Origin of the sequence: Streptomyces sp. NRRL F-5122, from assembly GCF_001507435.1 — a bacterium.
In the GTDB taxonomy this organism is placed as follows: Bacteria; Actinomycetota; Actinomycetes; order Streptomycetales; family Streptomycetaceae; genus Streptomyces; species Streptomyces lannensis.
On sequence record NZ_LMWH01000150.1, the window covers coordinates 61,786 to 74,835 of the forward strand.

Sequence of the window (13,050 nt, forward strand, 5' to 3'; positions counted from 1 at the left end):
GCCCTACGGCGCGTCAGCCGCCGAAACCGACGGCGAAGACGTGGTTGGTGCCGTCGTCCGCCGCCGCGAGTCTGACCGAGGCGATCTGCTTCGCCGGGTCGACCGGGATCCTGGTGGCGAAGACGTACGTCGTCACCGAGTCCTGGCCTCCGGAACCGGTGACGCGGTACGGCATGGAGACCACCGTGGTGTCCTGGGAAACCGGCTTGCTGCCTCCCGCGTTGAGCGTCCAGTCGGAGAACACCGCGGTCCCGGTCGACGTGGTGCCGTCGTCGTAGGTCACGGTCACCTGGCTCGAGGAGCCGGTCGACGGGGCGTTGGTGGCCGCACCGAGCAGGCCGAGCCAGGAGGCTCCGCTCGGCCCGGCGAGCGGAATGCTCTGGCCGGCGAGCTCGATCTCGTCGTCCTTGCCGCTGCCGAAGGCGGGCCAGGTGTACGTGATCCCGTCCGCGGTGCTCTGCCCACCGCCGTCGACACCCGCGGCCGCCAGCGCGTCCTTCGAGTACGCCCATCCACCGCCGTCGAAGCCTCCGGTGAAACGGGTGCCGTCCGGATAGACCCCCTGCGTCGTGTAGTACGGCCACAGTTCGCCCGGTCCGGCCACCACCACGCGCAGCGCCACCGTGCCAAGACTCGTTCCGGTGCCGTCGGTGAGCGAGAAGAGCACCGGGTAGACCCCCTCGGTACCGCCCGCGGTCACCTTGATCTGCTGCTGCGCGGTGCCGTTGGCGCCGACGTCGAACGAGCCCGACGAGGCCGGAAGGCTCACGCCCGAGGGCGCCTGGGCCGTCCAGTGCACCGTCTGGGCACGGCTGCCGATGTTCGAGACGTCGAGCGTCCCCGTGCCGGTGCCGTCGGGCGACAGGACCAGGCCGACGCCGGAGGGGCCGGCCGAGGCGAGCACGTCCCGCTGGCCGGTGGAGTCCGACGGCGGGGCCGAGCCGTCGGCCGCGGCCCATCCGGTGTTGGCCTGCGTGCCCAGCGTGTAGTCGAGCGTGCCGCCGTTCTTCAGTGCGCCGAAGGTCGTCCAGGCCTTGTTCCACGCCTTTCCGTTCACCGTCAGCGACTGCACGTACGGCGCGTCGGACGCGGCCTGCGGCGCGTTGACGTTCAGTGTGCGCCCGCTCGGCAGCGTCACCTGGGCCCGGGTGAAGACCGGGCTGCCCAACGCGAGGACGTCCGTGCCCGGCGTCTGCGGGTACATGCCCAGCTCCGACCAGACGTACCAGGAGCTCATCGCCCCCAGGTCGTCGTTGCCGAACGAGCCGACGGGCGCGTTGAAGTACAGCTTCTGCTGTGCCTCGCGCACCGCCTGCTGGGTCTTCCAGGGCTGTCCGACGTAGTCGTACTCCCAGGGGATCTCCAGGCTCGGCTCGTTGCTCAGATTGGCGTCGGTCGCCGACGGGTCAGCGATGTCGCTCAGCAGGCTGTCGAGGTAGGAACTCCACGCCTGCGCGCCGCCGCGGGCCGCGATGAGCGCCTTGAGGTTGAACGGAACCATCGGCGTGTACTGCGCCGAGGTCCCCTCGACGAAGCCGTTGGACGTGCCCGGCGCGAAGCCGGTCGCCCACTCCCCGTCGGCCTTCTTCGCCTGGAGGTAGCCGGTCTGCGGGTTGAAGACGTTCTGCCAGTCCTGCGCACGGCTCGCGAACGTGGTGTAGACGTCGTTCCTGCCGAGCGACTTGGCGAGTGCCGCGATGGCGTAGTCCGCGCTGTCGTACTCCAGTTGTGTCGAGACCGGGCCGTAGAAGTTGCAGCAGCCCCAGTCGGCGCCGTCGATCGGCAGATAGCCCATGGTGTCCCGCAGGGACTGGCCCGGCCGGTCGTTGTTGGGCTTGGTCGCCTCGTGGACCATCGCGTCCAGGGCGTGCGACACGTCGAAGTTCTGCGCCCCGAAGGCACGGGCGCCCGCGATGATGCCGTCCGCCGGGTCGCCGACCATCACATAGCTCTCGCCGTTGTTCTGCGCCCACTTCGGCAGCAGCCCGGTCTGGTCGTAGCCGTTGAGCATCGAGGTGACGACGTCACCCGTTACCTTCGGCTCGACCATCGCCATCAGCTGGGTCTGCGACCGGTAGGTGTCCCAGCCGGAGTAGTTGGCGTACTGCGCCTGCTGCCCCTTGGCCACCGTGTGGACCTGGTCGTCCATCCCCATGTACTGGCCGTTGTCGTCGGAGAAGACGTTCGGGTGGAGCAGCGCGTGGTAGAGCGCGGTGTAGAACTGCGTCTGCTGGTCACGGGTGCCGCCCGCGATCCGCACCCGGTCGAACACCGCGTTCCACGCGGCGTGGTTGGCGGTGCGCATCCCGTCGAAGTCCCAGCCCTTGACCTCCTTGGTGAGGTTGGCCCGGGCGTTGGCGTCGGAGGTGTACGAGATGCCGACGGCGGCCGTCACGGTCCGCGCGCCGGTGGTGTCGAAGGTGAGGTACATGCCGTTGGCGCCGGTGACCGGCGGGCTGGACTGCGTGCCGCCCTGCTTGCCCGCTCCGCCGTGCACGCTCGGGGAGGGGGCGGCCGGCACGGTGAAGTGCCGCTCGGCCAGCTCGTCCGACGAACGCTTGCTCAGCGTCTGCTCGGGGCGCCCGAGTCGCAGCGCCTTGGCGTCGGGGTTGACGGTCGAGCCGGTCCAGGTCCCGCTGCCGGTGAAGGGGTGGTCGAACTTGATGTCGAAATGGATCGTGTAGGTGTTGGCGGCACCGCAGAAGTGGCCGCTCTGGACCGCACCGATGACCTCGTGGTCGTTCACCACCTGGGCACGGGTGCCGTCGATCTGCGTGGCTCCGCCACTCAGCTTGAGCAGCAGGTGCGAGTCGTCGCCACCGGGGAAGGTGAACCGGCCCAGACCGGCGCGGGTGGTGGTGGTCAGCTCCGTGGAGACGCCGTTGTCGTCCTTCACGTCGTAGTAGCCGAGGGCGGCGTGCTCGTTGTCGTGGCTGAATCCCACGCTCGTACCACCCAGGTCGCCCGAGAGGGAGCCGGTGAGAGGCAGCAAGGGCACGTCGCCACCCGCCGAACAGCCGGGCCCGGACATATGGGTGAGGCTGAAGCCGGAGATCTTGGAGTCGTTGTACTCGTAGCCTCCGCCCAGCGCGCGGTGCGGAGTGGTGTCCGGCCCCCACTGCATCATGCCGAAGGGCATGTCGGGTCCGGGGAAGGTGTCGACCTCGCCCGACGTACCGATGAGCGGGTTGACCAACGACGCCGGATCCCCCACGAAGGCGGGAGCGGCCGATGCGGACACGGCGCCGAGTGCCTGGAGCGGCAGGACGGCCATGGCCAGTACGGACACGGCGGCGAGACGTCTGCGGATGCGGCTACGGAATCTGGGCGGTCGCGGGGACCTGGGCTTTGCCATCACGTGCCTCCACGGCGGGGGTTGTGACCTCACGGATGACGTGCAGGTGCGTTTCCGCACCACATGGTTGACATCGTTGTCAGATCCGGTGGACGGACCACCCTGACAACGTTGCCAGCGCATGCGGACACTGATCCAACGCCTCGGGTGACCCTGTGTCAACCAAGTCAACACCCGGTTAAGGCAAACCGATTCGGCCACTCGTGCCACCTGGGGTGCGCTGCCGGACGTGAACCGAAATGACGGCCCGTCGGCCGCTACGGGTCCCCGCATCCTCCGCCGCACGCCGGTCCGCCCCGCTCACGGAAGGGTGGCGTGACGGTCCGGGCCGCGCCCGGCAACGCGCCGTACCGGCGCACTCGGACGAAGAAGGCGTTCACACCCGACCGGCTCGGGGTCACGAACCGCCAGAACGCCGGACGGGCAACTCACCGACGGCGTACCGGTGCCCCGCCCGGCGTGTCACCGTCCGTGGGCGTCCGGCGTCGTCGGGCCGGGATCACCCTCTCCGCGCGGTCCGCTACGCCGACTGCTTCGGCGTCCGGGTGCCGACCGCGACAAAGCCGCTACGGTCGGGACGTATGAGCACGTGCTTGCCGGTCTCGGCCATTCCTCGGCTCACCGGCGCCGTGGTCGTCGGAGTGGTGGCCGGTGCCGCCGTCGGTGTGCCGATCGACGCACCGCTGGGTGTCCTGACGGGCATCGCCGTGACGGAGGCGTTCTTCGTGGTGGCGGGCTGGATCGTCCTGTGGCCGATGGATGCCGCAGCGACTCGCCGCCATGCCCGGCGCGAGGATCTGCGGCCCGTCGCCGAGGAGCTTGCCGTGGTCGCGGCCGCCGTGTGCGGGCTGGTCGGCATCGTGGTGCTGCTCCTCGGCAGTTCGGACCCCGCCCATGCCGCGACGGCGCTCGGCGGTGTGTTCATGGCCTGGGCGGCCCTGCACCTGATGTACGCCACCCGCTACGCGTATCTCTACTACCCGGAGTCGGCGGGCGGGATCGACTTCAACTCCGAGCGGCCGCCCGCGTACCGGGACTTTCTCTACTTCAGCTACAACCTCGGCATGACGTACCAGGTCTCGGACACCGGTGTGTCGAGCTCGGCCATCCGCGCGATGGTGCTGCGCCACTGCCTCCTGTCCTACGTCTTCGGCACCAGCGTTCTCGCCACGGCCATCAACCTCGTCGCAGGAATCGTCACCCACTGACGCGGACGCCGCACGCCGTCGACAGCCTGTCCCGGCCGACCGATCGCCGCCGCTCACCCTCCGTCACCCGGTGCTCCCCGATCGAGTGGCGGGCCCTGATCATCCGGCATAGCCTGCCGAAAGGCCCCGGTTGCCCCCGTATACCCGAATGGCCGAGAGGGTGGAGCGCCTTGAGCATCAACAAGGACGAGCGGGAAGCGCCGGAGCCCTCAGCGGGGCCGGTCCCCACGGAAGGCCCGGAGTTCCACCCGTACCACCATCCGGCCGCGGGCTGGGGCGCTGCCAAGAGCGTGAGCCGTGTCCTCGTACGCGAGCACGCGCTGCTGGACGGGCCGCGGGCGATCATGCGGATGAACCACGAGAACACCGGCTTCGACTGCCCCGGATGCGCGTGGCCGGACGACGCCAAGGGCCTGAAGCTGGACATCTGCGAGAACGGGATCAAGCACGTCACCTGGGAGATGACACCCAAGCGTGTCGGGCGCGAGTTCTTCGCCGCGCACTCGGTGACCGAGCTGTCCCGGTGGAGCGACTATGCGCTGGAGGACCAGGGCCGGCTGACCGAGCCGATGATGTACGACCCGGAGACGGACCACTACGTCCCGACCCGGTGGAAGGACGCCTTCGAGCTGATCGGCAGTACCCTGCGCGGGCTGGACGACCCGGGCCGGGCGTCGTTCTACACCTCGGGCCGGCTCGGCAACGAGGCCACGTTCCTGTACCAGTTGATGGCCCGCGAGCTGGGCACGAACAACCTGCCCGACTGCTCCAACATGTGTCACGAGGCCAGTGGCCGCGCGCTGCAGGCATCCATGGGCACCGGCAAGGGAACCGTCGACCTCAAGGACTGGGAGAGCGCCGGCGCCCTGTTCATCCTGGGGGTCAACGCCGCCTCCAACGCGCCCCGGATGTTCACCGCCCTCGCCGAGGCCCACCACCGCGGCGCCCAGATCGTGCACATCAATCCACTGGTCGAGGCGGCCGCCACCCGCACCATCGTCCCCCACGACTTCCTGGACATGGCGCTCTTCAAAACGACCCGGACCAGCACGCTGAATCTCCAGCCGCGCATCGGTGGTGACATGGCGCTTCTGCGCGGCATGGCCAAGGCGGTCCTGGAGGAGTCCAAGGCCCTGGACCAGGAGTTCATCGACCGCCACACCTCCGGCTTCGACGAGTACCGGGCGCTGTGCGAGGAGACGCCCTGGGCGGAGCTCGAGCGTCAGTCCGGCATCAGCCGCACCGACATCCTGAAGGCGGCACGCATCTGCAACGACGCCGACCGCAGCATCTTCAACTGGTGTCTGGGTCTCACCCACCAGCAAGCACGGTGTCGACACCGTGCGGGAGATCGTCAATCTGCTTCTGCTGCGCGGCAACCTGGGACGGGAGGGGGCGGGCCCCTCCCCCGTGCGCGGGCACAGCAACGTCCAGGGCAACCGGACCTGCGGCATCGACCACCGGCCCACTGCGGAGTTCCTGGACCGGCTCGCCGAGGTCTGCCGGATCGATCCGCCCCGTGAGCACGGCCTGGACACCGTCGGCACCATCCAGGCGATGCTCCGCGGTGATGTGAAGGTGTTCGTGGGTATGGGCGGCAACTTCGCCCTGGCCGCACCCGACACTCCGGTCACCTGGACGGCGCTGCGCAACTGCGATCTGACCGTGCAGGTGAGCACCAAGCTGAACCGCAGTCATCTCGTGCACGGACGCCAGGCCCTCATCCTGCCGTGCCTCGCCCGCACGGAGAAGGACCATCAGCGCAACGGCATCCAGAACACGTCCGTCGAGGACTCGATGAGCATGGTGCACCTGTCCATCGGTATGAAGCGGCCCGCCTCGCCGCATCTGCTGTCCGAGCCGGCGATCGTCGCGGGCATGGCCCGTGCCGCCCTGCCCGCCAGTTCCACGCCGTGGGAGTGGTACGTCGAGGACTACGACCGGATCCGCGACACCATGGCCCAAGTCCTGGACGGCTTCGAGGACTTCAACCGCCGTGTGCGCCTGCCCCTCGGCTTCCGCATCAAGCAGCCCGCCCGTGAGCTGGTCTTCCTCACCGCCTCGGGCGCCGCCGAGTTCTCCGCGGCCCGTCTGCCCGACGTCGTCCCCGCCCCCGGCACCCTGGCGCTCGGCACCATGCGGTCCCGCGACCAGTGGAACACCACCATCTACTCCGACAACGACCGCTACCGCGGCATCAAGAACCTCCGCACGCTCGTCTTCATGAACCGGGGCGACATGCGCGAACGCGGAATCGCCGATCTCGGTCCCGTCGACATCACCAGCACCGCCAGGGACGGCAGCACCCGTTCCCTGAGCGGCTACCTCGCCATCCCCTACGACATCCCCCGGGGCTGCGCCGCCGGGTACATGCCCGAGATGAACGTGCTGTGCGCGCTCGCCGACCACAGCACCCAGAGCGACCAACCGATCATGAAGCACGTCAAGGTCACCATCACCCCCGCCACCTGAGCGAGGAGGCGGCCAGAGAGTCGAGCCGGGCGCGGGGACGGCCGGGGCGCACCGCGCCGTCACCGTCCCCGGGCGAGCCGTTCGAGCAAGAGATAGGCGCGCTGCTCCGCGGCGGCGAGTTCGGCGGGATCGATCTCCGCCGACCACAGCTCCCCCGCCGCGGCGTCGTCGGCCTCGCGCAGCTCCACGACCGCCACGGCCAGATGCGTCTGCACGACCGGGAACGCCTGCGCCGAGCGCTCGTCCAGCGCCCGCTCCGCATGCTCGGCGGCCTTGGTGCAGGCGGTCAGCGCACGCTCGGCCCGGACCGCGGCGCGGTCGTGGACCACCAGGAGTCCGCAGAGCAGCCCGATGACGATCCCCAGAACGCTGCCGACCGCCCTGTCCAGGACGAGGGTCCCGGGAGCTGCGGGTGCCGCCAGTTCGGTCAGGAGCAGCGCCAGCGGCGTGAGGAAGACGACGCCGAGACCGTAGTTGCGGGACACGACGTACTCCAGCAGGAACTCCAGAAGGACGATCACGAGGACGAGCGTTGCCGCATCCGGCCGCAGGGCCAGTACGGCCAGGGCGACGACCAGCCCGGCGACCGTGCCCACCGTGCGCTGAACGGCGCGTTGCGCCGCGGTGCGGACGTTGATGGAGTGCAGCACCGCCGCGGCCGAGATCGCCGCCCAGTAGCCGTGCCCGAGGTTGAGGGCCACGGCCAGTCCGCCCGCCAGCCCGGTCCCGAGGACGATCCGCAGTGCGGGTACCACCAGGACCGAGACATGGCTCGAACGACCCCGGCGCCGCCCCACCAGCAGTTCGGCGGCACGTGTCTCGGCGGCACGGCCGGCGGCGGGGTCGATCGGTTCCGGTGCGGTGCCCGTCGCGTCCTCGGCGGCTCCGGCCCGGGTGGCCGCGACGGGCGCCGACAGCTCCGGCAGGAGCGGGGGGACCCGGCGGCGCCGGTCCGTCAGGAGCCGGACCTGTCGGCGCAGGTGCCGCGCCAGGTCGGCGTGGTCGTCGGGCGACCGGCGCACGGAGCGGATCAGCAACGACCAGGAGAGGTCGGTCAGGCGCGCGCACACCCCGCCGCGGACACCTTGCCCGGCGCCGGTGGGCGGCAGAAGTCCGAGGGACACATACGCCTGGAGTACGGCGGCGGTCGCCCGGTTCCGGGCCGGTCCGCCCCCGTGCCGCACACCACCGGACTCCAGCAGCCCGGCGAGCTGCCGCAGGGCCGCGGCCACGGCGAGGCGTTGCGGGCGGTCCGGCTGTACGAGCCGGCCCGACATGGCCAGTGCCCAGGCCACGGCGGCTCCCACCGCGGCCAGCGCGGTCTGCGGGAGGACATCGTCGAAGGCGGGCGAGGCGTTGGCCGCCACGGCGAACGAGAAGAGCAGCAGCACCGCGCCGAGCCCGCTCTGTCGCGCGGCGTCACAGGCGAACTTCGCCGCACCGGCGACCACGGCCGTGGCCGCGACCACCACGACGGCGCCGCCTCCCCCCTCTTGTGGATGGGCCCACGCGGCGAGCATCGAACCACCGCCCACACACGCGGTCATGGCCACCCCGGCCAGTGCGAGGACCCTGGCGCGCCGCGGGTAGGGCAGGTTGTGCGCGAACGTGGTGGTGAAGGCGCCGAGCATGGCGTAGACGGCTTGCTCGGCCCGCCCGGTCAGCACCAACGGCAGCGTCGGCAGTGCCATGGCGAGTGCGGCGTGCAGGGCGCAGGCGAACGCCCCGTCCACTTTGTGCAGGGAGAGCGCGCCGCGCGGGGTCAGTACGCGCGCCAGGTCGGCCGCCGCACGCCGCCGAGCGCTCCCGGTCACAAGAAGGTGTGAAAGCTGCAAACGGGGCATGATCGGGGTATATCACTTGCTTCTTATGGTGGACCGTTCATCGTTGGCCGACTCAGCAGTCGGCCGGTGGTGCTGGGCGGTGACTCGGATCACATCGGGCGTGGGGCGTACTGCGGGGATCGCGCGTGCCGATGTCGTCGATATCCATGGCCGGGCTTCCGAAAAATGCGGGAACAGGGAATCGGCGCCGTTTCCCCCACCCGGACGGAATTGTTCGCCCCTCGACCATCGTCCGGGAATTTACCATGGCAGTCGAAAAGGAATTACCTGCCGTGCGATCGGCGGCGCCTGTCAGGACGTGTGTTCGTCCCGGCGACCCGTTCGTCGGCAGCCGCAGGACCGCCCGGCGAAATCCGTCCGGCCGCTCGCAAACAGGAACGCGCCGCGCATTCCCCTGCCACCCGGCCCCGGTCCGTTCCGTCGCCGTCCCGGTGGAGAAGACCGCCACCGTGATAAGCGGCGCCGATCGGATCATCGAAGAGCCCTCTTTGACTTCCGGCCGGGTACCGGCGGAAGCTGCTCTCGCAGTGGGAGTCGGATATGTGCAGACGGCGCATGTGAATACGCACGTCCATGGCCCGTACGTCCGGCGCGCTTTCCCGGTTCGGTGAAGAGGGAAAAACGGCCGCCGCGGCACGGTGGTGGTCTCGGACGCGCACGCACACGCGCCGGATTCGCACGGCCCGGCCGGTGGCCCAGCGTGGAAAGAGGCAGCCCGGATCATGAGCAGCATCGAGGACCCCAGCGACGATCTGTCGGTCACCCCGCCCAAGACCTGGGCGACGGGTCTGCCCGCGGTGACGCACGCCCTGGAGTACTCCCTCGGCCAGACGTCCGTGCGGCGCACCGCGCTGACGCTGCTGAACGTCAATCAGGCCAAGGGCATCGACTGCCCCGGCTGCGCCTGGCCCGAGCCCGCACCGGGCAAGCGCCATACGAACGAGTACTGCGAGAACGGCGCCAAGCACATCAACGACGAGGCCACCTCACGGCGCGTGACCCGCGACTTCTTCCGCGAGCACTCGATCGCAGAGCTGGGCGGCATGTCCGACTACTGGCTCAACCAGCAGGGCCGGCTGACCGAGCCGATGGTGAAGCGGCCCGGCGCGACCCACTACGAGCCGATCGGCTGGGACGAGGCGATCGGTCTGCTCGCCCGGGAGCTGAGCGGTCTGGACTCCCCCGACGAGGCCCTTTTCTACGTGTCCGGCCGGCTGAACAACGAGGCCGCCTTCCTCCTCCAGCTCTTCGCCCGCGCGTTCGGGACCAACAATCTGCCGGACTGCTCCAACATGTGCCACGAGTCGAGCGGGTCCGCGCTGCAGGAGACACTGGGCATCGGCAAGGGCAGTGTCTCGCTGGACGACATCCACGATGCCGACCTGGTCTTCGTCGTGGGACAGAACCCGGGAACCAACCACCCGCGGATGCTGTCGGCGCTGGAGGAGACCAAACGCAACGGCGGCCGGGTGGTGGCGGTGAACACGCTGCCCGAGGCCGGGCTGATGCGCTTCAAGCACCCGCAGCGGGTACGCGGCGTGATCGGCCGCGGCACGCCCATCGCCGACCAGTTCCTGCACATCCGCGCCGGCGGCGACCTCGCCCTGTTCCAAGCCCTCAACCGGCTGCTGCTGGACGCCGAGGAGGCCGCGCCGGGCACCGTGCTCGACCACTCCTTCATCAGGAGCAGCACCACCGGCTTCGAGGACTTCGCCGCACAGGCCGAGAAGACCTCCTGGGACGATGTGCTGACGGCGACCGGGCTGTCCCGCGAGGAGATCGAGCGTGTGCACGCGAGCGTCCTGCGGAGCAAGAAGATCATCGTGTGCTGGGCGATGGGGCTGACCCAGCACAAGCACGGGGTTCCCACCATCCGTGAAATCGTCAACTTCCTGATGCTGCGCGGCAATATCGGCAGGCCCGGCGCCGGAGTGTGCCCGGTGCGCGGCCACAGCAACGTCCAGGGTGACCGCACCATGGGGGTGTGGGAGCGGATGCCGCAGGGGTTCCTGGACGCGCTGGAGCGCGAGTTCGGCTTCACCCCGCCCACCCGGCACGGCCTCGACTCGGTGAACGGCATCCGTGCGATGCGCGACGGCAGCGCCAAGGTCTTCGTCGGCGTCGCGGGGAACTTCGTACGGGCCACTCCCGACAGTGCGGTCACCGAGGCGGCGATGCGCAGGTGCCGGCTGACCGCGCATGTCTCCACCAAGCTCAACCGCTCGCACACGGTCTGCGGCGACACCGCCCTGATCCTCCCCACGCTGGGCCGCAGCGACCGGGACGTCCAGGTCACGGGTGAGCAGTTCGTCACCGTCGAGGACTCCATGAGCGAGGTGCACGCCTCCCGGGGGAAACTGCCACCTGCCTCACCGAACCTGCTGAGCGAGGTGGCGATCGTCAGCCGGCTGGCGCGCCGCACGCTGGGGGACGAACCCTCCATCCCCTGGGAGGACTTCGAGGCAGACTACGGCACGATCCGCGACCGGATCTCCCGTGTCGTACCGGGCTTCGAGGACTTCAACACCCGGGTGGCGCGGCCCGGTGGCTTCAAGCTGCCCAACCCGGTGAACGAGCACGTCTTCCGCACTCCGAGCGGCAAGGCGGTCTTCACCTGCAACGAGTTCACCATGCCGCACGTCCCCGAGGGACACCTGCTGCTGCAGACCCTGCGCTCGCACGACCAGTGGAACACCGTGCCGTACGCCCCGAACGACCGGTACCGCGGCATCCACAACGCCCGCCGGGTCGTGCTCGTCAACCCCGGTGACCTCGAGGCCCTCGGCATCGCCGACCGCGACGAGGTGGACCTGGTGAGCGTCTGGCACGACGGGACGGAACGCCGAGCGGAGAACTTCCGGGTCGTCGGCTACCCCACCAGCCGCGGCTCCGCCGCGTCCTACTACCCCGAGACCAACGTGCTGGTCCCGCTGGACAGCGTCGCCGACATCAGCAACTGCCCCACGTCCAAGGGCGTGGTGGTTCGTCTGGAAGCGGCACGCACACCCGCCTGACCCGGACGCCGGCCACGGCACCGTCCCGTGCTCGCCCGGGCCTCGTCGGCCGTCGCCGACGAAGCGCGGCACGACGGGACGCGGGCCGCGTTTGGCGTTCGGCCCTGCCGTCGGGTACATCCATGAGGTGCTGTTCCGCCAACTCGAGTACCTGGTCGCCCTCTCGCGCGAGCGTCACTTCGCCCGCGCCGCGCAGGCCTGTTTCGTCTCCCAGCCCGCTCTCTCCGAGGCCGTCAGAAAGCTGGAGGAAGAACTGGACGTACCGCTGGTCCGCCGCGGCCGGAAGTACGAGGGCCTCACGCCCGAGGGCGAACGCATCGTGGTGTGGGCGCAGCGGATCCTCGCCGATCGCGACGCCCTCAAGAACGAGGTCGGCGCCCTGCGTACCGGGCTGAGCGGCCGGATGCGGATCGGCTCGGTGCCCACCGCGTCCGGCGCCGTCTCACTGCTGACCGGCCCGTTCTGCGCGGCACACCCACTGGTGACCGTGGAGGTGATAGCGGACCTGCAGTCGGAGGAAATTCTCCGGCAGTTGCAGAACTTCGAGATCGACGCCGGGATCACCTATCTGCACAACGGCCTCTCGGAGCATTTCCAGGCGGTGCCGATGTACGAGGAGCGGTATGTGCTGCTGACCACCGCCGCCGACGGCGGCGCCCGTTCGACGGCCACCTGGGCGGACGCCTCGACGCTCCCGCTGTGCCTGCTGACCGAGGCCATGCAGGGGCGCAAGGTCCTGGACGGGGTGTTCGCGGAGGCCGGGCTGCGGCCCTCGCCCCGGCTGGAGACCGATTCGGTGGCCACGCTGTTCGCCCATGTCAGGACGGGCCTGTGGGCAAGCATCGTGCCGCACACATGGCTGCATGTCTTCGGCGTCCCGCAGGGCATGCGCGCGGTGCCGATGGTCGAACCGGCCCGTTCCGTGCCGGTCGGTCTGGTGGTCACCACCCGGGAGCCGGGATCGGTCATGGCCCGCGCCCTGGCGGACGTCGCCCGGCACACCGACGTCGCCGCCGCGCTTGAGCGCCTTCCCGGGGAGTCCGGAGCCCGGTAGCGCCGGCCGGCTCGCACAGCGACACGTTCCCGCGGGGACCGCGTCAACCGCGTACGGGCGGCCGTCGGTACGGGCGTATGCCCCCGGCCTGCCGCCATGACCG

General features: G+C 70.0%; 5 protein-coding genes and 1 pseudogene. 4 read left to right on the top strand and 2 right to left on the bottom strand.

Going from position 1 to position 13,050, the window contains the following annotated elements:
* Nucleotides 1-13: 13 nt before the first annotated feature.
* On the bottom strand, nt 14-3,355 hold the full coding sequence (locus tag ADL25_RS17020) for a lectin (RefSeq protein WP_059128595.1): 3,342 nt from the start codon (nt 3,353-3,355) through the stop codon (nt 14-16).
* 581 nt (nt 3,356-3,936) lie between these two features.
* On the opposite strand from ADL25_RS17020, the gene ADL25_RS17025 reads away from it, so the two are divergent.
* Both ADL25_RS17025 and ADL25_RS17030 read left to right on the top strand, forming a co-directional pair.
* Nucleotides 3,937-4,563 (top strand): DUF1345 domain-containing protein, encoded by a 627-nt coding sequence (locus ADL25_RS17025; protein WP_059128596.1) that lies wholly within the window; start codon nt 3,937-3,939, stop codon nt 4,561-4,563.
* A 344-nt stretch (nt 4,564-4,907) separates the two neighbouring features.
* A pseudogene (locus ADL25_RS17030) lies at nt 4,908-7,035 on the top strand (FdhF/YdeP family oxidoreductase).
* A 59-nt stretch (nt 7,036-7,094) separates the two neighbouring features.
* On the opposite strand, the gene ADL25_RS17035 reads toward ADL25_RS17030, so the two are convergent.
* A complete protein-coding gene (locus ADL25_RS17035; RefSeq protein ID WP_059128597.1) occupies nt 7,095-8,879 on the bottom strand; it encodes an FUSC family protein in 1,785 nt (594 codons plus the stop codon).
* 722 nt (nt 8,880-9,601) lie between these two features.
* Here ADL25_RS17035 and ADL25_RS17040 point away from each other — a divergent pair.
* Complete coding sequence (locus ADL25_RS17040) at nt 9,602-11,893, top strand: FdhF/YdeP family oxidoreductase (RefSeq protein WP_059128598.1); 2,292 nt, start codon at nt 9,602-9,604, stop codon at nt 11,891-11,893.
* 127 nt (nt 11,894-12,020) lie between these two features.
* Nucleotides 12,021-12,947 carry a LysR family transcriptional regulator gene (locus tag ADL25_RS17045; protein WP_059128642.1) on the top strand — a complete coding sequence of 309 codons (927 nt, stop codon included), beginning with the start codon at nt 12,021-12,023 and terminating at the stop codon, nt 12,945-12,947.
* The last annotated feature ends 103 nt before the right edge of the window (nt 12,948-13,050 follow it).

Bases quoted from the DNA above. Each gene is read 5' to 3' on its own strand.
- ADL25_RS17020 (WP_059128595.1), bottom strand. From the start codon at position 3,355: ATGGCAAAGCCCAGGTCCCCGCGACCGCCCAGATTCCGTAGCCGCATC.
- ADL25_RS17025 (WP_059128596.1), top strand. From the start codon at position 3,937: ATGAGCACGTGCTTGCCGGTCTCGGCCATTCCTCGGCTCACCGGCGCC.
- ADL25_RS17035 (WP_059128597.1), bottom strand. From the start codon at position 8,879: ATGCCCCGTTTGCAGCTTTCACACCTTCTTGTGACCGGGAGCGCTCGG.
- ADL25_RS17040 (WP_059128598.1), top strand. From the start codon at position 9,602: ATGAGCAGCATCGAGGACCCCAGCGACGATCTGTCGGTCACCCCGCCC.